This is a genomic window from Nonomuraea fuscirosea, from assembly GCF_035917475.1.
Lineage (GTDB): Bacteria > Actinomycetota > Actinomycetes > Streptosporangiales > Streptosporangiaceae > Nonomuraea > Nonomuraea fuscirosea.
In genome coordinates, this window is sequence record NZ_CP109074.1 from 8,883,389 (window position 1) to 8,906,663 (window position 23,275).

The following is a 23,275-nucleotide window of genomic DNA, read 5'->3' on the forward strand; positions in this document are numbered from 1 at the left end:
CTGGGCGGCCGGTTCCCGTTCTCCCTGGAGAAAGCGCCGGTCAGGTGGTGGGTTTGCAGGTCGGGTGGCAGAGGCGGCGGGCCAGGGCGGCGAGGAACACGTCGATGATCTCGCCGGGCTCCTGGGCCTCGTGCAGGGAGCCGTTCGTGGCGGCCGTGATCTGCGACAGCGCCGCGCGATCCACGCCCTTGCCGAACGCGATGACGATGATCTGTACGGGCTTGTCCGGATTCCACTCACGGCGTAGCTGGTCGAGCAACTGCCGCAGGTCCGCGCCTTTGCCGTCGTCCCGGCCGGCCGTGATCACCAGGAGCGCGTTGTTCATCTCCTCCCGGTACTCCTCGCTGACCTCGCGGAAGCCGCTGTGGATGGCGTCGTACAGGGAGCTGGCGAGCTTGGGATGGGCGGTGATCGTGCTGGTCAGCTCGTCCAGGCGGCTCTTGCGGATGACCTGCCCGCTGTCCGGCTCGCTGATCGGGCCGAGGCCGACGCGTTCCTGGTAACCCTTGATGCGTCCGACCTTGTCGGCGAACTCCCACAGGCCCATGTGCGTGGAGGCCGGGAAGAGCTGCAGGCCGATCTTGGCCGCCGCCAGCGCCACGCTGACCCGGGTGGTGCCGTTCAGCGGCTCGGCCATGTGCTTGGAGGTGTCGGCCAGCACGAGGATGTTGGTCGGCGGGGCCAGCCTGCTCCAGGCGCGCAGCGCGTCGTCGATGTCCTGCGGCGACACCGAGGCCCTGGTCCTGGGCGCCCCTGTGGGGATCTGGGGGCCGGGCGAGATCGGCCCCTGGGCGCCGTCGCCCGACCTGAACCCCGCCCTGCGCACGATCTCCTGCGCCTGCGCGCCCTTCAGCCAGCCCGCGAAGACGCTCGACGCCTCGGCGACGGAGGGATCGGTGGCGGTGACGACGTACGGGTAGTCGAGGTTGATCGTGCCCTCGCGCGGGTGCAGCGCCACGACGGGATCGGAGGAGGGCCGCAGGTTGTGGTTCCATACCGACTGCTCGGGCACGATCACGACGGGACGCTGCCAGAACGTACGGTCGTCCACGGCGGCCAGCATGCTGCGGTAGTCGGGCGCGGAGCCCGCCTGCGCCCACCGGACGAACGCGGTCAGCGCCTTGTCCGCCTCGGGCCCCTTCCCGACGACGTCCCGGGCGGCGGCCACGGTCGCGATGCCGGCCCCGGCCAGCGACGGGTCCGGCACGCGGACGACGTCGGGTTCGTCCGCGTTGGGCGTCAGCCGCCCGCGCACGGTCGAGGGGAAGACCATCCGCCAGTTCATCTCGGTCCGCCCCACGGAGAAGCGCTGGGCCAGCGACGCCCGGGTGGCGAACACCAGCGGCGAGGTGGCCACCACGCTCTCCCCCGCGGGCAGCGCGCTCGCGCCCTGCTGGCGGGCCAGCCTGATCCAGGCGGAGGAGTCGGCGATCCACCCGTCGGGCCGCTCGCTCAGCACTCCGGCCCGATCGCCGATCAGCGTGCGCAGGACGGTGGCCGGCGGCTGCTCGGTCACCTGGACCAGCACGCACCGGCCACCCACGGCCGTCTTCGTCCCGTTGAACCGGCTCGCCGCCTCCATGACGGCGGGAGCCACGTCCACCGCCGCCGCCACGTCGACCAGAACAGGCTCTCGTGTGGTGCACAGCACGCCACCGCTGCCGAAGATCACGACCAGGCCGGCCGCGACGATGGCCACGGCGGACAGCCCGGCCAGGATGCCGCGTCGGAGCGCCTTCCTCCGCCGCTGCTCGGGGAGCAGCGCGGCGCGGTGTCGACCCAACCGCACGGTGAACCTCTCTCCCAGGGGAGTGACGATTCTCCCAGCGACTCACTGGGCGGACGCAAGTGCTTGTTAGAACATGTTACAACTAGGCCAGCGGGAGCACCCTTCTGACGCTCTGGCAGACGCCGTCGCTGGCCGCCGAGGCCGCCAGCCGCTCCTCGCTCGGGACGCCGTACTCGGTGGTGCGCTGCCTGGCCGGCCTGCCGGTGACCCCGACCATCTCGCGCAGCTCGCTGATCGTCTTGTACGAGCCGTTCTCCGACCCAGCCATCCGGCTGATCGTCTCCTCCATCAGGGTGCCGCCGAGGTCGTTGACGCCGCCCTGGAGCACCTGGCGGCACAGGTCGTCCTGGAGCTTGACCCAGGAGCACTGGATGTTCCCGATAGCGCCGTGCAGCAGGATCCTGGCCAGCGCGTGCACGGCCCGGTTCTCCCGCACGGTCGGGCCCGGCCTGGCCACGCCCGCCAGATAGATGGGTGCGCTGGTGTGCACGAACGGCAGCAGCACGAACTCCGAGAACCCGCCGGTCTCCTCCTGCAGCCGCCGGATGAGCTTGATGTGCCTGACCCAGTGCAGGTGGTTGTCGACGTGCCCGTACATCATGGTGGCGGTGGTGGGCAGGCCGACCTTGTGCGCGGTGGTGATCACCTCGACCCACTCCTTGGCGGGCAGCTTGCCCTTGGTCAGCACCCAGCGCACGTCGTCGTCGAGGATCTCGGCCGCCGTCCCCGGCAGCGAGTCCACGCCGGCCTCCTTGGCGGCCTCCAGCCAGTCGCGGATCGACAGGTTCGTCCGGCTCGCCCCGTTGATCACCTCCATCGGGGAGAACGCGTGCACGTGCATGCCGGGCGTCCTGGCCTTGACCGCCTTGGCGATCTCGAAGTACGCGGTGCCGGGCAGGTCGGGGTGGATGCCGCCCTGCATGCACACCTCGGTGGCGCCGGCCGCCCACGCCTCCTCCGCCCGGTCGGCGACCTGGTCGAGGCTGAGGGTGTAGGCGTCGGCGTCGGTCCTGCGCTGGGCGAAGGCGCAGAAGCGGCAGCCGGTGTAGCAGACGTTGGTGAAGTTGATGTTCCTGTTGACGACGTAGGTGACCGCGTCGCCGGCCGCCTCGGCGCGCAGGGCGTCGGCGATCGCGGCCAGTTCCTCAAGCTCCGCGCCGTCGGCGCTCAGCAACGCCACGGCCTCCGCGTCCGTCAGCCCGGCCGGATCGGCCGCGGCCCTGGCCAGCGCCCGCCGCACGTCGCCGGCGAGCACCCCGCCCGAGAACGCGGCGGCGGCCCCAGCGGAGGGCCCGGCAGAGGGCCCGGCAGAGGGCCCAGCGGAGGGCCCGGTCGAGGCCCCGGCGACGGACTCGGCCGAGGGACCGGTCGAAGGCGCGGCGACGGGCTCGGCCGACGCGGGGAGGCGGTCGCGAAGGGCGTCCCAGTCGCCGTAGACGTGGTCGAAGTCGTCCCGGCGGTCGGCGGTGCGGCCGGTGGTGTCGACCTCGACGTGCAGGTCGACCCGGCCGGACGCGGCGAATCCGCCGTCGGGCTCCTGCCAGGGACGGCCTTCGAGCACGGCGTCCTCGCGCGCCAGGCCGGTGGCCGGATCGGCGAGCGCGGCGACGTGGGCGAACAGGCGGGGGTCGAGCCACGGCTCCCCCGCCTGCACGTATTCCGGATATATCGTCAAACGCTCGCGGAGCTGGAAGCCAGCCTCGCCCGTACGGGCCGCGAGGTCGTCGATCTGCGGCCACGGCCGCTCCGGATTGACGTGGTCGGGGGTGAGCGGGGACACGCCGCCCCAGTCGTCGATCCCGGCCCTGATCATGAGCTCGTACTCGGCGTCCACCAGGTTGGGCGGCGCCTGCAGCCGTACGCGCGGGCCGAGGATCAGCCGCGCGACGGCGATCGTGGCGGCCAGCTCCTGGAGGTCGGCGTCCGGCAGGCCGCGCATGGCGGTGTCGGGCTTGGCGCGGAAGTTCTGCACGATGACTTCCTGGATGCCGCCGTACTCCCTGGCCACCCGCCGGATCGCGAAGATCGCCTCGGCCCGGTCCTGGACGGTCTCGCCGATGCCGATCAGGATCCCGGTGGTGAACGGCACGTTCGTGCGTCCGGCGTCCTCCAGCACACGCAGCCGTACGGCGGGGTCCTTGTCCGGCGAGCCGTAGTGGGCCTGCCCCTTCTCCTCGAACAGCCGCCGCGACGTCGTCTCCAGCATCATCCCCATCGACGGCGCGACCGGCTTGAGCCGCTGCAGGTCGCGCCAGCTCAGCACCCCCGGGTTGAGGTGCGGCAGCAGCCCGGTCTCCTCCAGCACCCTGATCGCCATCGCGCGCACATAGGACAGCGTGTCGTCATAGCCGTGCGCGTCGAGCCACTCCCTCGCCTGGTGCCAGCGGTCCTCCGGCCGGTCCCCCAGCGTGAACAGCGCCTCCTTGCACCCCATCGCCGCCCCCTGGCGGGCGATCTCCAGCACCTCGTCCGGGCTCAGGAACGGCGCGGGAAGCTTGTGCGGAGCGGTGGCAAAAGTGCAGTAACCACAACGGTCCCGGCAGAGCCGGGTCAACGGGATGAACACCTTCCTGCTGTAGGTGATGATCCCTTCGCGCCCGGCGGCACGCAGCCCGGCGTCGCGTACACGGGAGGCGTGGTCGAGGAGCGTGTCGAGGTGCTCGTCCCGGGCGTGCAGGAGGACGGTCGCCTCGGTGACGTCGAGGGTCTTGCCGTCCCTGGCTCGGGCGAGGGCGCGGCGGAGCGCGGAGTCAGAACTCATAGAGGCACAGTACGTCGGCCTGGGTTCGCCGTACGCACTCAGGGTCGCGCTCAGAACGACCGGCAGCCCCGGTGGCGGGCGCGGAACGACCGGCGGCCGCCGATCCACTACGCGAGCCGCCGTCCGGCGCCGCGCTCAGAACGCGCGGTAGTCGCGGACCGGCATGCGGGGCCCCCTGGCCGGTGGACGGACGCCGCTGAGCCAGACCAGGACCGTGGCGCGGTGACGATGCCCGGCATAGGGCTCCAGCAGCCGCATCATCCCGGGGTCGTCCGTCTTCTCCCCGGTGAAGGCGTAACCGACCAGCTTGGCCAGATGGAAGTCACCGACGCTGACGGCGTCGGCGTCGCCGAAGACGCGCTGGCGCACCTCGGCGGAGGTCCACACCCCGATGCCGGGCAGCGCGCGCAGCAGCCGGTCGAGCTCCTCGGTGGTGCCGGCGGCCTCCAGCTTGGCGGCGTGCCAGGCGGCATTGGCGATGGTCCTGGCACGCACGGCCTCGGCGCCCGCCTGGTGCCAGTGCCAGCTCGGGATCCGCCGCCACACGTCGCTCTCCGGCACCACCCGCATCCCCTCGGGCGCGGGCCCTGGGGCCGGCTCGCCGTAGCGGCGGAGCAGCCACTGCCAGGCCCGCCACGCCTCCCGGCCGACCACCTTCTGCTCCAGCACCGCCGGCACGAGCGCCTCCATGACCCGGCCGGTCCGCCCGATCCGCAGCCCCGGATGCCTCCTGACGGCCTCGGCCAGCACGTCGTGCTCGACGCTGAACCCGGCGACGTCGTCATCGGCTCCGAGCAGCGCCGGCAGGCTCTCCAGGGCCCAGGCCGCGCCGGGCCCCCACGCCTGCCCGTGCACACCGCCGGCCTGCACGCTCACCCTGAGCGTGCAGGGGCCGTCGGGGGTCCTGGACGTGCGCCACACGGAGCCGTCGCCCTCGCGGCGCCAGGTGGGATCGCCGCCGCCGCGCCGGTGGGGCATCAGCGCCAGCCCCACGTCCAGCGGCCCCGCGGGCACCCACCTGCGCTCCTTCACCCCACCAGTCTGCCCCTGCCCCTCACCTGCTCGGACCGGACTCAGCGCGAGGCGAACAGCCGGCACTCCCACCGTCCGCGCCCGGAACGCCGCCGCGGCGACACGGCGCCCGTCCAGGCCGGCGGGTCAGACGTCGCTGGAGTAGCGCAGGGCGCGTTCGGGCAGCTCGACGCCCGGCCAGACGCGTACGCCGTGCTGCAGCTCGTTGCCCGGCCCCACGACCGCGTCGTCACCGATCACCGCGTCGCGCACCACCGTGCCCGCGCAGATGCGCGCCCGCTGCCCCACGACGGAGTCGCTCACCCGGGCCCCGGCCTCCACGACGCAGTCGTCGCTGAGCACGGACCCGGCCACCGTCGCCCCGGCCTCGACGACCACGCGGGCGCCGACCACCGTGCCGTCCTGGATCTTGGCCTCGGGCGAGACCCTGGCGCCTTCGAGCACCAGGTATTCGCCCGTCGGGCCGGGCAGCGCGGGTGAGGCCAGCCGGCCCAGCACCAGGTCACGCGAGCCCTGCACGTACGCGCTCGGCGTGCCGACGTCGAGCCAGTAGGTGCGGTCGGCGTAGCCCATGACGAGCTGCCCCGACTCGATCAGCCCGGGGAACGTCTCCCGCTCGACCGACACGACCTCGTCGCGCGGGATCGAGTCGATCACCGAGCGGGTGAAGACGTAGCAGCCGGCGTTGATCCGGTTGGTCACCGGGTTGGGCGTCTTCTCCAGGAACGCCGTCACCCGCCCCGCCTCGTCGGTCGGCACGCAGCCGAACCGGGAGGGATCGTCGACCTCTGTCAAATGGAGCGTTACAGCGGCCTGCCTGTCACGGTGCAGGCGCACCTGCGCGCCGATGTCGTGACCGGAGAGGATGTCGCCGTTGAGGATGAGGACGGGGTCGTCGGGACCCGCGTCGAGCGCCTCGCCGGCGTTACGGATGGCTCCGCCCGTGCCCAGCGGCGTCTCCTCCGTCATGTACTCCAGCGAGAGCCCGAACGCCGACCCGTCGCCGAAGGCGGGCTCGAACATCGCCGCCTTGTACGAGGTCGCGAACACGATCCGGCGTACGCCGAAAGATCGCGCACGGGCCAGCTGGTGGGCCAGGAACGGCACCCCGGCGGTCGGCAGCAGTGGCTTGGGCGTGCCCAGTGTCAGCGGACGCAGGCGGGTGCCCTGCCCCCCGACCAGGAGGATCGCCTCGAGGTCTGGCAAAGAGCTCTCCATCACTCCGTGAGGTTACCGAACTATTCGATCGCGCGTTGGTACGAGCTGAGATGCGCCTCGGCGCAGGCCTCCCAGGTGAATTCGCGGGCCCGGGCCAGGCCCGCCTCCCGCAACTGGTGTCTGCGCTGGGGAGAGGCCAGCAACTCGCCGAGCGCCGTGGCGATGCTGTCGGCGTCCGGCTCGGTGTAGGCGACCGCGTCACCGCCCACCTCGGGCAGCGAGCTGCGGTGGGTCGTCAGGACCGGCGCGCCGCAGGCCATGGCCTCCAGCACCGGCAGCCCGAACCCCTCGCCGCGCGAGGGGAAGGCGACCACGAGCGCCCCGCCGAGAAACCCGGGCAGGTCGGGCGCGCGCAGGTAGCCCGGCCTGATCACCCTGACGGTGGCCTCCACCTCCCGGCAGGCGGCGTCCACGTCGTCCTCGTGCACGCCTCCGCCCAGCACCAGCGCCGGCGGCTCGTCGAGCCGCTTGACGGCGGTGGCGAAGCCCCTGATCAGATTGGGCACGTTCTTGCGGGGGTCGAGCGCGCCGAGGAAGGCCACGTACGGCTGGTCGTGCAGCCCGCACCTCATGGCGGACCTGCGGATCTCCTCGCCGGTCGGCGGGTGGAACTGGGCCAGGTCGACGCCGTGGTAGGCGACGTCGATGCGGGTGGGATCGGCGGACAGCACCCGGATGAGCTCGTCCCTCGTCGCCTTGGACGGCACGATCACCCGCCTGGCGTGGCGGACGGCGGTGCGGGTGGCCGAGCGGAAGAACGAGGCGCGCGGGCCGAGCTGGTCGGGCTCGGTGAACCATGTCGCGTCGTGCACCGTCACGACGGTCGGCAGGCCCGCGCTGAGCGGGATGGAGTAGTAGGGGGCGTGGATCACGTCGGCGCCGGCCTGGCGGGCGAGAAGGGGCAGCCCGCTCTGCTCCCAGGCCAGCCTGGCGGCCCTGTTGGTGATCGAGACCGGCCCGGGGATCACCTGGGCCGAAGGTGCGAGGCGTCTGTAGCGTTCCGCTTCGGCCCGCTGGCAGGCCACGGCGATGTCGGCGCCGGCCCGGTCGAGCGCGGCCACGAGCCCGTCAACGTATCTGATCAACGCGCCGCGGTCCGCGGGGACCGCTACCGCGTCGACGAGCACTCGAGGCATACGAAGATCTTCTCCCCTCAAGATCAACGTGGGACTGGTCGTCCCCCTCTGATGTTCACCTTATGACCAGCCTCCCCTAAATCGTGGGCCAAATCACACCGAGTCGCGACGCGCTGCGATTCCCGCCAGGCCGGCACAGATCAGATCCCCCACGATGATGACGATCCTGGACGAAAGCGCCACCGCGATGGCGGCGCCCTGATCGAGATGGGGCGCCAGGATCGTCACCATGGCCAGCTCCCTGACCCCCGCGCCCGCCGGGATCACGAAGGTCAGGATGCCCAGGCACCACGACAGGGCGAAGGCCCCCACGGCGAAGACGAGGCCGCCCTGGGGGGCGACGAAGTAGAGGTGCACGCCGTAGGCGATCCAGCCGGTCAGCGCCCAGCCGAGCGCCGTCAGCATGCCGCGCCTGGTCAGGGGGCGTTCGAGGGGCTCGCGCTTGAGCCGGCGCAGGGCGTACCCGATGACGGCGTTGATCACCTTGGGTTCGAGCAGGACCAGCAGCAGCGGGATGAACAGCAGCAGCCAGCCGTAGCGGTCCCAGCCGAGCGTGACGAGCGTGACCAGCAGGCCGGTGGCCAGCTGGATCGGCATCATCAGGAAGAACGCCGCCGCGCTGCGCGCGCGGGGCACGCCGAGGTCGCGGCCCATCTCCATCTGGGCCAGCACGGGCCAGATGGTGCCCGGGATGTATTTGCCGAGCTGGCCCACGAAGAACACCTTGGCCGCGGGCCGCGCGGGCAGCGGCGAGCCCAGGTCGGCCAGCAGTGTGCGCCAGGTCAGCATGGCCCCGAGCAGCGCGGCGACCACGGCCACCAGCGAGCCCGCCAGCGCCGCCGGGGTCAGCCGGGAGAACCCGGCCACCACGTCGTCCCACTGCCGGCCCACCGCCCAGGCGCCGAAGCCGAGCGCGACGGCCAGAAAGCCGTATCTGACCAGCCGGCGACCCATGGGCCGGCGGCGCGGCACAGGCTCCACCGTGACGTCTTCTTCGGTGCTCACAGCGGGCGGACCAGCTCGGGCGGCTGCGGCAGCGCCGCGCCCACCGGCCGGCGCGGCGTCTTGGTCGCCACCCACAGGTACGTCGGCACCACCGGCAGCAGCAGCCTGAGCACCCCGCGCGGCGCCCGCGACAGCACCGCCTTGACCACCTTCCCCGGCATCCCGGGAAACAGCTCTCCCCCGGCGAACCGGGTGGGCGTGGCGAGCACCGGGAACGTGTAGTCCCACACGTGGAAGGCGCGCAACATCTTCCGCAGCCCGCGCCGCGTCCTGAACCGCTCGTAGTAGTGGTCGGCCCGCCCGGACGCGCGCACGTAGCGGTCGGCCAGCGCGGGCGGCAGGTAGGACAGGAACGGCAGCTTGTAGTGCGGCTCCATGATCCCGAGCCGGTTGCCCAGCCCCAGGTAGAGCACGCCGTCGTCGGACAGCACCCGGCGCATCTCGGCCACCACGGCGTCGGGGTCGACCACGTGCTCGTAGATGTGGTTGAACACCAGCACGTCGATCGAGCCGTCGGGGAACGGCAGCGCCGTGCCGTCGCCGCAGACGAACGCCACCCGCTCGCCGAACCGGTCGGCCGCCTTGCGCAGCCCCGGCACGTCGATGTCGATGCCCAGCGTGTGACCGGCCCCCGCGCCCGCCAGTTCGTCGGCGATGAACCCGGCGGAGCAGCCCACGTCGCCCACGGTCAGCCCGCCGAGCGGCCCGTGGAAGTGCTCCAGCACCGCGATGATCTTCGCCGCCTTCCGCCTGCGCTTCTCCTCGTCGAGCATGGCGGACTGGAACTCTGAGTATTCGAGCTGCGCGACCCGTTGCTTCACCACGGTTCCCCACCGTACCGACCTCCGCGCCACTCCGACGTCAAACGCCTTTGGTACGGTGGCCGACCTGGCGAAACCAGCACGAACGGGGGCGTAGTGGCGCTGTTCGACAAGATCCGCGGCGAATTCATCGACATCGTGGAGTGGCTCGACGACAGCCGCGACACTCTCGTCTGGCGTTTCCCGCGCCACGACAACGAGATCAAGATGGGCGCCCAGCTGGTCGTGCGCGAGTCGCAGACCGCCGTCTTCGTCAACGAGGGCCGGATCGCGGACGCCTTCCCGCCCGGGACGTACCCGCTGGAGACGCGGAACCTGCCGGTCCTGTCCACGCTCAAGGGCTGGAAGCACGGCTTCCACTCGCCGTTCAAGGCCGAGGTGTACTTCGTCAGCACCCGGCAGTTCGCCGACTTCAAGTGGGGGACGCAGAACCCGGTCATCGTGCGCGACCCCGAGTTCGGGCCGGTGCGGCTGCGGGCGTTCGGCTCGTACGCGGCCAGGGTGACCGACGCCCCGGCGCTGCTGCGCGAGCTGGCGGGGACCGACCCGCGGTTCCGTACCGAGGAGGTGGAGGGTTACCTGCGCCAGCTGGTCATGGGCCGGCTCCCGCACGCCCTCGCCAGTGCCGGCGTGCCCCTGCTCGACCTGGCCGCCGGCCAGCACGAGATGGGCCGGCGGCTGGCCGTGACGCTGACCGCCGACCTGGCCTCTGTGGGGCTGGCGATCCCGGCCTTCACCATCGAGAACGTCTCGCTGCCCGAAGAGGTGGAGCGGGCGCTGGACAAGCGGTCGCAGATGGGGATCGTGGGCGATCTGGGCGACTACGCCAGGTTCCAGGCGGCGAACGCGCTGGAGCACGCGGGCGGGGCCGCCGAGGGCATGGGGCTGGGCATGGGCATCGCCGCCGGCCGGCAGATGGCCGAGTCCCTGGCCCAGAACCCCCTGCCGTCCCCGGCTTCAGAAGGGCCGCCGCCGCTGCCCGGGAACGAGCGCTGGTTCATCGGGGTGAACGGTGAGCAGCGGGGGCCGTTCGGCGCGGCGGATCTGCCCGGCAACGGGCTCACGCCGGAGAGCCTGGTGTGGAAGACCGGCATGTCCCAGTGGCTCCCCGCCCGGGACGTGCCCGAACTCGCCGCCCACCTGCGCGACACCCCGCCTCCGCTCCCGCCCGCCTGACCCGCCTGACCTCGCCTCCCCGCCCGCCTGACCTCGCCTCCCCGTCCGTCCGACCCCGCCTCCCCGTCCGTCCGACCCCGCCTCCCGGCCAATCCGACCTCCCGCTCGACCGACTCCTGTCCCCGCTCGCACCGCCTGACCCGTTCCGACCAGGAGCATGACCCAGGATGACCTCACCCGCCCAGACCCCTGCCCGTCCCTGCCAGGGCTGCGGCGCGAGCGTGGCGTTCGCTCCTGGCACCGCCGTCCTGCGCTGCCCGTACTGCGGTGCGGAGGAGCGCATCGCCGCGCCCGCCCGGCAGGTCCGCGAGTTCGCCTACGACGCCTTCACGGCCAAGCCGCGCGTCAGGGCCCTGGCCAGGCACCAGCTCAGCTGCCCGGGCTGCGGCGCCCGTACGGACAGCGACGCGCTGTCGCGGGCCTGCCAGTTCTGCGGCACCCACCTGGTGGCCGACGCGGCGCGGGACGACCAGATCGCCCCCGAGGCGGTGCTCCCGTTCGCCCTGGACCGGGGCGGCGCGCGGGAGGCGCTGCGCACGTGGGTGAAGAGCCGCTGGTTCGCCCCCAACCGCCTCAAGAAGGTCAGCGAGGCGGAGACGATGAAGAGCACGTACCTGCCGCACTGGACGTTCGACGCCCAGACGGTCTCCGACTACACCGGCCGGCGCGGCGAGCACTATTACGTCACCACCAGCCACACCGACGCGAACGGCAACCGGCGCACCCGCCGGGAGCGGCGGACCCGCTGGTACCCGGCCTCGGGCCGGGTGGCGCGCGGGTTCGACGACGTGCTGACCCCGGCGACGGGCCGGGTCCCGGCCGAGCGGCTGACCGCGCTCCAGCCCTGGCCGCTGGCGCACGCGCTCCCGTATGACCCGGCCTACCTCGCCGGGCACCACAGCCTGCGCTACGACCACGAGCCGCAGGCGGGCTTCGAGCAGGCCAAGCAGATCATGGCCGAGGTCATCCACGGCGACTGCCGCCGCGACATCGGCGGGGACGTGCAGCGGGTGTCGTCGGTGCGGACGAACTACTCCGGCGTCACGTTCAAGCTGGTGCTGCTGCCGGTGTGGGCGGGCAACTACCTGTTCGCCGGCAGGACGTACCAGGTGCTGATCAACGGGGCGAACGGGGAGGTGCAGGGCGACCGGCCGTACAGCGCGGTCAAGATCTCGCTGGCCGTGGCCGCCGTCGTGCTGATCGTCGCCGTGGCCGTCTGGCTATACCTGGTGAACCACGCGTAACCTGAGCCAATGCTCCGCCGCCTGCTACGCATCCTGCTGGCCCTGGTCGCGCTGGGTTTCCTCGGCTACGGGCTGGCCGCCAACTGGGACGAGACGACCACGGCCCTGGCCGCGATGTCGCCGTGGGCGGTGCTCGGCGCGTTCGCGGCGGTGCTGCTCGGCCAGTTCCTCATGCTGCTGGCCTGGCGGGAGATCCTCGCGGGGCTCGGCACGCGGGTGCCGGTGCGGATCGCCGGGCGGATCATGTTCGTGGGGCAGCTCGGGAAGTACATCCCGGGGGCGGTGTGGGCGTACGCGGCGATGATGGACCTCGGCCGCGACCACGGCAGCCCGCCGCGGCGCACGTTCGCCACGATCTCGCTCGGCCTGGTGATCAACCTGGGGGTGGCGATCTCGATCGCCGCGGCCACGCTGAGCTCGCTGGAGGCGGTGCGCGAGGCCTGGTACCTGGTGCTGCTGGTGCCGGCGATCATCGTCTGCCTGCATCCGAAGGTGCTCACCTGGGGCCTCAACCTGGCGTTGCGCCTCGCGCGGAAGGAGCCGCTGGAGAGCGTGCTGCCGGGCCGCACGGTGGTCGTCGCGGTGGCGTGGACGGCGCTCGGCTGGCTCGTGTACGGCGTGCACATCTGGCTGGTCGCGGGCAGCTCCGACCTCTATCTGATCGCGACCGGCGCGTACGCGTTCGCCTGGGCGACCGGCATCCTCACGGTCGTGGTCCCGGCCGGCGTCGGGGTCAGGGAGGGCGCGCTGGTGCTCGTGCTCGGCCCGGTCATCGGCACGCCGGCGGCGCTGGCGGTGGCGATCGTGTCGCGGCTGGCGTTCACGCTGGCCGACGTGGCGGCCGCGGGCATCGCGTTCCTGCTGGGCCGTCAGGCGCCGAGCAGCGCCCCCGCGTACGCCGACCAGAACGGCTCGGGATCGACCGCCTTGACCCCCGACCGCAACCTCTCGGGTTCGCCGGAGGCGTAGAACCGCTCGATGGCCTCGCGCAGCGCCCCGGCGTCGCCCGGCTCGACCAGCAGCCCGTCCACGCCGTCGGTGACGTGGTCGGCCAGCGCGCCCACCCGGGTGGCGATCACCGGCACGCCGTGCTCGTGCGCGAGCCAGACGTTCTGGCTGGCCGTGGCGTTGCGGTAGGGCAGCACGAGCGCGTCGGCCGCGCCGAACAGCTCCGGCACGTCGCCGGCCGCCACGTATCCGGGCCGCAGCTCCACCCGCTCGCCCAGGCCCAGCTCGGCGATCAGCGCCTTCGTCTCGTCGAGCCCGCCCCAGAATTCGCCCGCGACGGTCAGCCCGACCCCCTCGGGCAGCGCGCGGAGCAGCAGGTCGAGCCCCTTGTACGGCCGCACGATGCCGAAGAAGAGCAACCGCCGGTGCACCTCGGCCGACCGCTCCCCGGTCGTGGAGGGCAGGTGCGGCGGCAGCGCGGCCACCTCGACAGGCCGGCCCGTGAGCCCTCTGGCCAGCGCCGCCTGCTGCTCGGAGTGGGTCAGCACGGCGTCGACCCGCTTGAGCAGGGCCGTCATCAGCGGCCGGTCGTACGGCTTGCGCTCGTGCGGCAGCACGTTGTGGCAGAGCGCGACCGTACGGGTCTTGCGCCCGATCCCGAGCAGGATGCCCAAGTAAGCCGGGACCTGCACCGGGCTCAGCACCGCCAGCACGACCAGGTCGGCCGAGCGCAGCCGCCGCCCGGCCGCCACCCAGCCGTCGGGCCGCCGCCAGTCGAGCCGGCGCGCGGTCCTCGGGTAGGGCGTGCCCTCGGGCGCGGAGATCGTCTGCTGTCCCGGATAGAGGAAGGACGGGTATTGCGCCCGCCACGACTCGATCACCACGTCGTGGCCCAGCGCGGCGAGGCGGTGCGCCAGCTCGGTCGTGTGCTGCGCCCCACCCCCCTTGTACGGATACGTCGGGCCGACGATCGCGATCCGCAAGGTCACTCTCCCCGCGAGCGCACGATCAGGTCGGCCAGCAGCGCCACGGACCCGATGAGCATCCCGGACAGGAAGATCATCACGGTGTTGGCCGGGAAGTAGAAGGGGTGCTCGATCATGTCCCAGACGCCCTTCACGAACCCGATGCCCACCAGCCACAACGCCGGCGGCATGAGCACCTTGAGCGGGTTGAAGTACATGATCATCCGCAACACCTGGAGGATGTAGCGGTAGGCGTCGGAGACGAAGCTGAACTTCGACTTGCCGGCCCGCTTGGCGTACTCGGTCGGCAGGTAGTAGACGTCGTGCTGGTTCGACAGGAACGACAGCGTGATCGTGGTGACGCAGGAGAATCCGGGCGGCAGCAGCCGCAGGTAGGGCCGGGCCACCGCCTTGCGGAAGGCGCGCAGCCCGGAGTTGAGGTCGGGGATCTTCTGCCCGGCCAGCATCTCCGCCACCTTGCGGATCACGAACTTGGCGGGCACGCGCAGCAGCTTGTGCGAGCCCTCCTCGCTGGTGCGCGCCCCGACGACCATGTCGACGGTCGCGTCCTTCTCCAGGATCTGCACCAGCTCGGGGATGCGCTCGTTGGCGTAGGACATGTCGGCGTCGGTCCAGACGACGATCTCGCCCTTGGCCTCCTGCGAGCCGATGCGCCGCACGGTGCCGGCGCCGCCGTTGCGGTGGAAGGCGCGGATGCGCAGGTGAGGGTAGTCGGGCGCGGCCTGCTTCAGCTTGGCCAGCGTGTCGTCGGTCGAGCAGTCGTCCACGGCGACCAGCTCGTAGGTGTAGCCGCTCGAGTCCATCGCCTTGGTGATGCGCTCCACCTCGTCGATGACGTGATCCTGCTCGTTGTAGCAGGGCAGGACGATCGTGACGTACGGCGCTTCTTCCACGGCAGTTCCACTCTTGGGGGTCTCAAGCGTGCTCACGGGGGTCGAGGTTACTCTGCCCAGCCGAAAGGCGAGTCCACATCGGCCTACCGGGAGCTCCCGATTCGGGACATCTTCCAGTCTGGACCATGCGATCAGGCGACGGCCATCCACACGTTCATCCGCAGGGACCAGGTGGCGTTCGGGGCCTCGACGAGTGAGCGTTCGTCCTGGCGGGTGACCAGGCCGAGGATCTGCGCCGGGGTTCCGTAAGGGGAGACCTGGCCCTGTTCGGCCCCGAGCACGACCGGCACTCGCCCCGCCGCCCGCACCCGCTCGGCCAGCCGCCGCACCTGATCGGGCGGCGCGGTCTGGCCCTGGTCGGGCCTGGACACCTGCGCCGCCGGGAGGCCGCACATGCCGCGCACCACCTGGGTGAACCGGTCGGCGGTGACCCGCTCCACGATCAGCACGGAGGCGTCGCGCGGGATCCGCGCGCACATCGCCTCGACCGCCGCCGCCTCGCCCCGCTCGACCGGGGTGAACGCGGTGCCGATCGAGGTCACGGCCGGCGGCACGAGCACGAGCACGACGGTCAGCGCCGCTCCCCACTTCCGCACCAGCGGGCCGTGCCGGTCCGCCAGGACGTGCAGCCGGGCCAGCCCGTACGTGGCCAGCAGGATCAGCCCCGGGATGACGATCGGGACCAGGCGGCGGGCCGCCCACGGATGGTCGGGGGTGATCTCCGGGCGCAGCAGCGTCGTGACCGTGGTCCAGCCCACGACCGCGAGCGGCAGCAGCCACGCGAACGGCTCGCCGTCGCGCAGCAGCTTGCGGACCAGGAGGGCGGCGCCGAGCGTGGCCAGCAGCACGACGGGGACGCCGACGTACCAGGCGGCCCAGTGCAGGGAGTTCTCGAAGTAGAGCCGGGTGCCGTCGAGCGGCATGCCGTTCGCGCGCTGGATCTGCCTGATCATCTCGAACGTGCGCACGTCGTCCGGGTTGGCCGGCACCCGGGTCACGCTCTGGAACCAGGGGCGGGCGTACAGGAGCGCCATCAGCAGCAGCACCAGCCCGGCCCCCGCCGGGGGCGCCCACTTCGGCAGCCGGATCCTGGCCAGCACCGGCGCGGCGGCCGTGCCGGCCACGATCAGCACGAGCACGCCCGCGCAGATGAGCAGCAGCGGCCGCACCGAACCGGACAGATAGGAAAGATAAGGACGAGCCAGTACGTACGCCGCCAGCATCCCGATCCCGGCCCCGGCGAGCACCCCCGCCAGCAGCGGCACCCCCACCACACCCTGCGGCCGACCGCGCCGCCGCATCGCGATCAGCAGCCCCGCGAACGCCAGCACCGGCAGCACGTCGCGCAGCCCGTCCACCCTGACCAGCACGGCCAGCCCGAACACCAGCCCGGCCGGCAGCCCCCGCCACCAGGCCGGGCGGGCGAGCGCGTCGTAGGTCAGCGCCAGCCCGCCGAAGAGCAGGATCAGCGACGGGATCTCGCTGAACGTGGTGCGCGAGGTGTAGAGGATCGGCAGGCTCACGGCGAACGCGAGCGCCGCCGGCACCGCCCACCGCGCGCCCGACAGCCGCGCCACCACCCCGGCCAGCGTCAGCACGGCCAGCGCGCCCAGCACCGCCGGGATCAGGAACGGCGCCCCGAGCCAGTTGCCGATCGCGAACAGCAGCGGCGGGCCCGGCATGAACTGCGGCACCACCACGCCGTTCTCGGCGTAGAAACCGACGCTCTCGAAGATCAGCTGCGGGTCGGGGCCGCCGAACGCCTCCACCTGGGTGGGAATGGGCAGGGAGCCGTGGCCGGCGATCCAGGCGGCGTACTGGGCGTAGGTGGCCGGGTCGCGCCTGACGGCGAGCTGCTCGCTGTGCGTGATCGCGTTGAACACCCCGGACGCCACGGCCACCGCCGCGACCCCGCCCACCTGCCACCGGGTGGCCGCCGAGCCGGCCTGCCCGGCGGGAACCGGCGCGTCCGCATGCCCGTCCTTCGAACCACCCGGGCTCGGCGCTTCTGCGCGGCGGCCGAGGCCCCGGGTGCCCGCCCAGCAGAGCAGCGCCGCCGCGGGCACGCCGAGCAGCGTGGCGAGCGGCGGCGTGAACCGGCCGAGCAGCAGCAGCGGCAGGCCCGCGAGCAGCCATCCCGCCACGGCCAGAGCGGGCAGTACGGACAGCGCGGCGAGCACCCGGCCGGGTCGATCGACTTCCATGGCTGAGCGAGCGTATCCAACCCGGCACACCGCGTGCGCACGGCACCCGTCGATCTTGCCCCCGCCCCGGGAACGCGCAGGTGGAACCGCCCGCGTCCGCCGGGTGAGCGCCTCATGCGGCTCGGGACCACTCCGATCACAGGTAGCGTACGGACCACTTGGCTGTGCGACGCGCCGGAGGAGCGGGAGGAACGTGCGGGTGATGTCGGAGGCTCGTGACGCCGAGCCCGCGAAGACCGGACGCGGCCACCGGCTGCCGCGCGACCCCAGGCCCTGGGCGAGACGGCACGGCTGGTTCCTGGCGGTGCTCGTCCTAGGCGCCGCCCTGCGCGCGCTGGCCATGCTGGGCTACCGGCCCGCCCTGTGGTTCCCCGACACCTACACCTACGTCGTCACGGTCTTCAGGCCCCGCCCCGACCTGGTGCGCCCGGCCGGCTACTCGATGTTCCTCAAGCTGCTGGAGCCGCTGCACGCCTTCGCCGCCGTCACGGTGGTGCAGCACCTGCTCGGCCTGGCCACCGGCGTGCTGATCTACCGGGCGGCGCGAAGGGCCCCGCGCTGGGCGGCGACGCTGGCCACGGTGCCGGTGCTGCTGGACGCGTACCAGATCGAGCTGGAGCACCTGCTCGTCTCCGACACGCTCTTCATGTTCCTGGTCGTGGCCGCCGTGGCGCTGTGCGCCACCCGGCGGCCGGCGACGGTGGCGGCGATCGGGCTGCTGCTGGCCGCCGCCACGCTGACCAGGACCGTCGGGCAGCCGCTCATCGTGGTGGTGGCCGCCTGGTTCGTGCTGCGCCGGCGGTTCAAACCGGCCGTCGTGCTGCTGGCCGCCGCGCTGGTGCCGATCCTCGCGTACGGCGCCTGGTTCCACGCCACCTACCAGCGGACCGGCCTGATCGGCGCGAACGGCGTCTTCATGTACGCGCGCACGATGTCCTTCGCCGACTGCGCCAAGATGGACCCGCCGCCCGACCTGGCGGTCCTGTGCGACCCGCGCCCGCCGGAGCGGCGGCCCCCGTCGCAGGAGTACATCTGGGCCAAGGACTCCCCGCTCGTCCTGCGGCCGGGCATCACGTTCACGAAGGAGAACGACGACCTGGCGGCCAGGTTCGCGACGCTGGCGATCACCAGCCAGCCGCTCGACTACGCCGCCTCGGTGCTGACCGAGCTGGGCCGCACGTTCACCTGGGGTCGCCCGGTCTATCCCGATCCCGAGATCTACGCCTACTACCAGTTCCCGGTGACGCCCCCCGGACCGCCTGGGCGCTATCCCGCGCAGGTCGGCGCCGAGTATGCCAAGCTCTACGAGCAGGGTGCGATCGGTACGCGGATCGTCGAGCCCTACGCCGGATGGCTGCGCGCCTACCAGAATCTGGCCCGGCTGCCCGGCCCGGTGCTGCTGGGAGTCCTGCTGGTGCCGCCGGTGGCGGCGATCGCCCGCCGGCGCCGGGGCAGGCGTCCCGGCACGCGGCCGGCGGGGGCGCCGGCCTGGCTGGTGCCCTGGTCGGTGGCCGTGGTGCTGCTGGTCACCCCGGCCGCGGCCGCCGAGTTCGACTACCGGTACGTGCTGCCGGCCGTACCCCTGGCCTGCCTGGCGGCCGCCCTGAGCATCCGGCCGACGCATCGGGCCTGACCCTGACGATCGAGGACAGATCGGTGGCAGGAAAGAGTTTGGCGATGATATTCCACCCAATGTCCGGCTCTGAGTATGCTGTGCCGCGGAAACATCACACCCGGGTCACGGGCCGTTCCGCACGATCGGGCACGTGGCACGCCGTACGTGACCTAGTCTCGTGGCGCGGAGCGACCAAGCCGGCGGCGCAAGGAGTGAGGCTAGGGGGCGTATGAGTGACTACAGAGGCGTGCCGCCGGTAGTCGATCCCGTGCACGACCGCCGAGGTGCCCCGACGCAGCCGGGCAGCCGGATGGCCCGCCGGGCGGCCGCGGCCGCGCCGCCACCCCCGCCACCGCAGGAGCGGCCCTCGCACGGGCACCGCTCGGGCGGCCCGGGCAGCGGCCAGAAGAAGATGCGCGTGCTGGCCTGGGTCAGCATCGGCCTGACCTCGGTGATGGTCGCGGGCACGCTGACGGCCTACACCCTCTACCGCGACGCCTTCGGCAACATCAACGAGAAGAGCGTCAAAGAAGACATCATCAACCCCCGCCCTCCCGACACGGGCGCGCTCAACGTGCTGCTCGTCGGCTCCGACACCCGGGCGGGCAAGGGCAACGCGCGCTACGGCCAGCAACTGGCCCGCGAGGCCGACGCCGGCGGCAAGCGCACCGACACGATCATCCTCATGCACATCTCCCCCGGCCGGGACAAGGCGCGGCTGATCAGCTTCCCGCGCGACTCCCTGGTGCAGATCCCCAAGTGCAAGAACGAGGCCACCAAGCAGGAGATGGCCCCGCGCCGGGACATGATCAACTCGGCGTACAACTCCGGCGGCATCGCCTGCACGATCTCCACCGTCGAGACGCTGACCGGCATCCGGGTCAACCACTTCGTCGAGGTCGACTTCAGCGGTTTCAAGAACATCGTGGACGCGCTCGGCGGCATCGAGATCTGCCTGAAGTCGGGCGTCAACGACAGGGCCTCCAAACTGGTGCTGCCCGCCGGCAAGAGCGTGCTCGACGGCGAGAAGGCGCTGGGCTACGTACGCCTGCGCAAATACAGCGACGGCAGCGACATCCAGCGCATCAAGCGGCAGCAGATCTTCCTGAGCAAGGTCGTGGCCAAGGCGACCAGCAGCGACCTGCTCACCGACGTGGGCCGGCTGAGGGGCTTCATCGCGGCGGCGGCCGGCTCGGTCACCATGGATCCCGAGCTGGCCAACGACACCGAGCAGCTCATCCAGATCGCGATGAGCGCCAAGGAGATGACCGCCGGCGGCGTCAAGTTCACCACCGTGCCCTGGGGGCCCGCCCCCGACGACCCGAACCGGGTGGTCTGGAAGGAACCGGACGCGACCGAGCTGTTCACCTCGATCAAGACCGACACCGAGCCCGTGCCCGGGCCCAGTGCCACCGCGAGCGCCAAGCCCAAGGTCGCGATCAAGCCCGAGCAGGTGAAGGTCCAGGTGCTCAACGGCACCAAGACCTTCGGCAAGGCCCGCGAGGTCGCCGACGAGCTGGCCAAGCAGGGCTTCAACGTCGTCGGGCTGGGCAACTTCGAGGCCCCGGGCGGCGTGAGCCTGAAGAAGAGCGAGATCCACTACGCCAAGACGATCGAGACGGCGGCCGACCACGCCGTCGCGCTGGGCGCCGCGGTGCTGCCCAAGCCGCAGGCCGCGTCGGGCAAGGTGACGGCGACGAACGCGCAGTCGTACCTCGCCACCAACCCCGGCACCACGGCGGGAGCCGGCGCGAAGAAGGGCACACCGGTGATCCAGCTGGTGGTCGGCGAAGACTTCGAGTCGGTCAAGGTGACCAAGCTGCCCGACAGCGTCAACAACAGCACCATCACCGCCTCCGAGCAGAAGAACGTCTGCACCTGAGCTCAAAGTTCGCTGTGTAACGGGCCGATCTGGGCCGCTGCGTGAGACAGGACCGGCGAGTGCGGGATAGTGTGTTTCGGGTCGGCGACGCAGCGCGACACGGAGCCGCAAGGGGTTTCCTGGTCGTGTTGCCGTCGTGTTCCCCGGACCCGAGCGAAGCTGAGCGACTCCCCTAGTGTCTGAGAGTAGATCCTCCCGACCGGTCACGCCCCCGCGGAGCCCCGAAGAGGAGGGCCCCGCCGACACGGGGGCCAGGTGGCCGCTTCCGGAGGAGACCTTCTGGAGCGAGGCCACCGACCCGCACGGAGTCGCCCCGGGTGAGCGCACCATGCCACAGGCCGCGGTGGCCCCCGCCCCACGCCCCGCACCGGTCCATACCCCGGCGCAGGTCCAGACTCCGGCGCAGGTCCAGGCCGCGGGGCAGGTCCAGGCCGTGGAGTCCGGCGCCAAGCGTCAGGAGCGGCCGGAGCCGCGTCCGCAGCCCGAGCAGCCGAAGCCGCGCAAGCGCGATCCGTTCCTGGACAACGTCAAGTTCATCCTGATCGCGCTGGTGCCGATCGGCCACTCGCTGGTGCCGACCCTGGCCGCCGACTCGGCCAGAGCCCTCTACATCTTCATCTACGTCTTCCACATGCCGCTGTTCGTGGTGATCAGCGGCTACCTGTCGCGCAACTTCTGGAACTCCAACGCGAAGACCAACAAACTGGTCGACACGTTCCTCGTCCCCTACGTGATCGTCGAGGTCGGCTACGCGGCCCTGCGCTTCTCCCTCGGGCAGAAGTGGAGCCTGACCATCATCGACCCGGCCTGGCTCAACTGGTATCTGCTGGCGCTGCTGTTCTGGCGGCTGTCCACCCCGGTGTGGAAGCGGATGAAGTACCCGGTGCCGGTGGCCATCGCGATCTACCTGTTCGCCGGGTTCTCCCAGATCTCCGGTGACTTCAGCATGGACCGCTTCTTCGGCCTGCTGCCGTTCTTCGTCATCGGCCTGGTCCTGCAGCCCGAGCACTTCGAGCTGCTCAACCGCCGCTGGATCAAGATCGTCTCGATCGTCACCGTGCTCTGCGCGGCGGCGGTGGCGATCTACATCGCGCCGATGGCCAAGCTCGGCCCGTTCTACTACAAGAACAGCTACCAGGACCTCAACCTGTCCTGGTACATGGGCCTCGGGCTGCGCGTCGGGCTGCTCATCTGCGCCCTGGCCATGTGCTTCGCCGTGCTGGCGCTGGTGCCCAGGCGCGAGACCTGGTACACCGACCTCGGCACCCGCACGCTCTACTGCTACCTGCTGCACGGCATCCCGGTGCTGATCGCCAAGGAGATGGGCTGGCTGGAGCTCCCGTGGCTGCACGGGCCCCTGGGCGTGCTGGCGATCAGCACGAGCTGCTTCGCGCTGGCCATCATCCTGTGCCTGCCGGAGACCCGTACGGTCTTCAAGTGGGTGCTGGAGCCCCGGCTGGTCTGGCTCTATCGCCGTCCCTCCCGAAGTTAAGCGCCCGTTCCTTCCGCATTCACGCCGTTGACCTGGGAGGCGCGGAGCATCGACGCATGCGCGCATGTGTCGCCACCACCGTCCATCATCCCGAGGACGCCCGGATCATGCACCGGCAGATCAGGGCACTGCTCGACGCGGGCCACGAGGTGACCTACGTCGCTCCCTTCAGCTATTTCAACGTGACCCCCGCCATGGGGCTGACCGCCGTGGACGTGCCGCGCCTGGCCTCCCGCGGCCGGGCCCGTCACGCGCTCAGACGCGGCGTGCGGGGCGCGGACCTGCTGCTCGTGCACGATCACCGGCTGCTGCGCGCGCTGCCCCACCACCGTCCTCCGGTCGTCTGGGACGTACGCGAGCCGGTCACCCCCAGGCAGCTGGCCCGCGCCGGGCGGCGGCACCGGGTGGTCACACCCGCCGAGGTGCCCGAGGCGACCCTGGTGGCCGCGAGCCCCCCGCCGCCGGGCGGCTCCCGGGTCGTCCACCTCGGCCGTCTGTCCGCGGAGCGCGGCGTGACGGAGCTGATCGGGCTGGCCGAGCGGCTGATCCCGCACGGCATCAGGCTGGACCTCATCGGCGGCGCGACGCCCGAGGCGCGGCCACTGCTGCGGGACGCGCAGCGGGTCGGGCTGCTCGACTGGTTCGGGTACGTGCCCCACCGCCACGCCCTGCGCATGGCCGAGGGCGCGCTGGCCGGCCTGTCCCTGGCCGACGGCTCGTTGCAGGCCCCGCCGACCACGATCATGGACTACATGGGCCGGGGCCTGCCCGTGATCACCACCCCGCAGGGCGCCGCGCTGGTCGAGGAGGCCGGCTGCGGGCTGGTGGTGCCGCTGGACGTGGACGCGGTGCTGAACGCCGTACTGGACCTGAAGGAGGACCCGGCGCGCCGGGCCGAGCTGGGCGCCTCGGGGCACGCGCGGGCACGGCTGCGCCACCACTGGCCGGACCACGCCGCCGCGTTCGTCCGCCGCGCCGAGTCCTGGGCCGGGATCACGACCCACGCCCTCGCCGTGTGATCGTCCCCAGGGGATCCCCGAGGACCACGTACATCGCACCTGGACGACACCGGG

General features: G+C 71.9%; 17 protein-coding genes. 7 read left to right on the forward strand and 10 right to left on the reverse strand.

From position 1 onward, the window contains the following. Positions 1-40 precede the first annotated feature (40 nt). The 7 genes from OIE67_RS40355 to OIE67_RS40385 form a co-directional block, all read right to left on the reverse strand. Positions 41-1,789: a substrate-binding and VWA domain-containing protein gene (locus OIE67_RS40355; RefSeq protein ID WP_326630411.1), complete on the reverse strand. Its 1,749-nt coding sequence runs from the start codon at positions 1,787-1,789 to the stop codon at positions 41-43. A gap of 82 nt (positions 1,790-1,871) precedes the next feature. Further along, a complete protein-coding gene (locus OIE67_RS40360; RefSeq protein WP_326630413.1) occupies positions 1,872-4,550 on the reverse strand; it encodes a bifunctional FO biosynthesis protein CofGH in 2,679 nt (892 codons plus the stop codon). 135 nt (positions 4,551-4,685) lie between these two features. Then, the gene (locus OIE67_RS40365; RefSeq protein WP_326630414.1) at positions 4,686-5,582 is read right to left on the reverse strand and encodes a DNA-3-methyladenine glycosylase family protein; all 897 of its coding nucleotides are present in this window, start codon (positions 5,580-5,582) and stop codon (positions 4,686-4,688) included. Between the two features lie 126 nt (positions 5,583-5,708). After that, a complete protein-coding gene (gene manB / locus OIE67_RS40370) occupies positions 5,709-6,788 on the reverse strand; it encodes a mannose-1-phosphate guanylyltransferase (protein WP_435876009.1) in 1,080 nt (359 codons plus the stop codon). A gap of 32 nt (positions 6,789-6,820) precedes the next feature. Then, complete coding sequence (locus OIE67_RS40375; protein WP_326630416.1) at positions 6,821-7,936, reverse strand: glycosyltransferase family 4 protein; 1,116 nt, start codon at positions 7,934-7,936, stop codon at positions 6,821-6,823. Between the two features lie 93 nt (positions 7,937-8,029). After that, entirely contained in the window at positions 8,030-8,941 is a 912-nt protein-coding gene (locus OIE67_RS40380; RefSeq protein ID WP_326630418.1) for a lysylphosphatidylglycerol synthase transmembrane domain-containing protein, read from the reverse strand. After that, entirely contained in the window at positions 8,938-9,765 is an 828-nt protein-coding gene (locus OIE67_RS40385; RefSeq protein ID WP_106236625.1) for a class I SAM-dependent methyltransferase, read from the reverse strand. Before OIE67_RS40385 ends, OIE67_RS40380 begins: the two co-directional genes overlap by 4 nt. 93 nt (positions 9,766-9,858) lie before the next feature. Between OIE67_RS40385 and OIE67_RS40390 the strand changes: the two genes are divergently transcribed. The 3 genes from OIE67_RS40390 to OIE67_RS40400 all read left to right on the forward strand — a co-directional run bounded on the left by OIE67_RS40390 (position 9,859) and on the right by OIE67_RS40400 (position 13,151). Beyond that, positions 9,859-10,938, forward strand: a complete 1,080-nt coding sequence (locus OIE67_RS40390; protein WP_326630422.1) for an SPFH domain-containing protein — start codon at positions 9,859-9,861, stop codon at positions 10,936-10,938. A gap of 167 nt (positions 10,939-11,105) precedes the next feature. Beyond that, a complete protein-coding gene (locus tag OIE67_RS40395) occupies positions 11,106-12,182 on the forward strand; it encodes a hypothetical protein (RefSeq protein WP_326630423.1) in 1,077 nt (358 codons plus the stop codon). A gap of 9 nt (positions 12,183-12,191) precedes the next feature. Further along, on the forward strand, positions 12,192-13,151 hold the full coding sequence (locus tag OIE67_RS40400) for a lysylphosphatidylglycerol synthase transmembrane domain-containing protein (protein ID WP_326630425.1): 960 nt from the start codon (positions 12,192-12,194) through the stop codon (positions 13,149-13,151). Here the strand turns inward: OIE67_RS40400 and OIE67_RS40405 are convergent. The 3 genes from OIE67_RS40405 to OIE67_RS40415 all read right to left on the reverse strand — a co-directional run bounded on the left by OIE67_RS40405 (position 13,052) and on the right by OIE67_RS40415 (position 17,213). Further along, a complete protein-coding gene (locus tag OIE67_RS40405) occupies positions 13,052-14,113 on the reverse strand; it encodes a glycosyltransferase family 4 protein (RefSeq protein ID WP_326630427.1) in 1,062 nt (353 codons plus the stop codon). The two genes, OIE67_RS40400 and OIE67_RS40405, sit on opposite strands and share 100 nt — an antisense overlap. A gap of 2 nt (positions 14,114-14,115) precedes the next feature. Continuing rightward, positions 14,116-15,045 (reverse strand): glycosyltransferase family 2 protein, encoded by a 930-nt coding sequence (locus OIE67_RS40410; protein WP_326630429.1) that lies wholly within the window; start codon positions 15,043-15,045, stop codon positions 14,116-14,118. Between the two features lie 95 nt (positions 15,046-15,140). Continuing rightward, a complete protein-coding gene (locus OIE67_RS40415; RefSeq protein WP_326630431.1) occupies positions 15,141-17,213 on the reverse strand; it encodes a hypothetical protein in 2,073 nt (690 codons plus the stop codon). A gap of 202 nt (positions 17,214-17,415) precedes the next feature. Between OIE67_RS40415 and OIE67_RS40420 the strand changes: the two genes are divergently transcribed. The 4 genes from OIE67_RS40420 (at position 17,416) to OIE67_RS40435 (ending at position 23,221) form a co-directional block, all read left to right on the forward strand. Continuing rightward, the gene (locus OIE67_RS40420) at positions 17,416-18,846 is read left to right on the forward strand and encodes a hypothetical protein (protein ID WP_326630433.1); all 1,431 of its coding nucleotides are present in this window, start codon (positions 17,416-17,418) and stop codon (positions 18,844-18,846) included. Positions 18,847-19,057: 211 nt separating this feature from the next. After that, positions 19,058-20,710 carry an LCP family protein gene (locus tag OIE67_RS40425; RefSeq protein ID WP_326630435.1) on the forward strand — a complete coding sequence of 551 codons (1,653 nt, stop codon included), beginning with the start codon at positions 19,058-19,060 and terminating at the stop codon, positions 20,708-20,710. 328 nt (positions 20,711-21,038) lie between these two features. Beyond that, positions 21,039-22,202, forward strand: coding sequence for an acyltransferase family protein (locus tag OIE67_RS40430; RefSeq protein WP_326630437.1), 1,164 nt, complete (start codon positions 21,039-21,041; stop codon positions 22,200-22,202). A 56-nt stretch (positions 22,203-22,258) separates the two neighbouring features. Beyond that, positions 22,259-23,221, forward strand: coding sequence for a glycosyltransferase (locus OIE67_RS40435; protein ID WP_326630438.1), 963 nt, complete (start codon positions 22,259-22,261; stop codon positions 23,219-23,221). Positions 23,222-23,275 lie beyond the last annotated feature (54 nt).

Bases quoted from the DNA above. Each gene is read 5' to 3' on its own strand.
- OIE67_RS40375 (WP_326630416.1), bottom strand. From the start codon at position 7,936: ATGCCTCGAGTGCTCGTCGACGCGGTAGCGGTCCCCGCGGACCGCGGC.
- OIE67_RS40435 (WP_326630438.1), top strand. From the start codon at position 22,259: ATGCGCGCATGTGTCGCCACCACCGTCCATCATCCCGAGGACGCCCGG.
- OIE67_RS40360 (WP_326630413.1), bottom strand. From the start codon at position 4,550: ATGAGTTCTGACTCCGCGCTCCGCCGCGCCCTCGCCCGAGCCAGGGAC.
- OIE67_RS40400 (WP_326630425.1), top strand. From the start codon at position 12,192: ATGCTCCGCCGCCTGCTACGCATCCTGCTGGCCCTGGTCGCGCTGGGT.
- OIE67_RS40415 (WP_326630431.1), bottom strand. From the start codon at position 17,213: ATGGAAGTCGATCGACCCGGCCGGGTGCTCGCCGCGCTGTCCGTACTG.
- OIE67_RS40425 (WP_326630435.1), top strand. From the start codon at position 19,058: ATGAGTGACTACAGAGGCGTGCCGCCGGTAGTCGATCCCGTGCACGAC.
- OIE67_RS40430 (WP_326630437.1), top strand. From the start codon at position 21,039: ATGCCACAGGCCGCGGTGGCCCCCGCCCCACGCCCCGCACCGGTCCAT.
- OIE67_RS40420 (WP_326630433.1), top strand. From the start codon at position 17,416: ATGTCGGAGGCTCGTGACGCCGAGCCCGCGAAGACCGGACGCGGCCAC.
- OIE67_RS40395 (WP_326630423.1), top strand. From the start codon at position 11,106: ATGACCTCACCCGCCCAGACCCCTGCCCGTCCCTGCCAGGGCTGCGGC.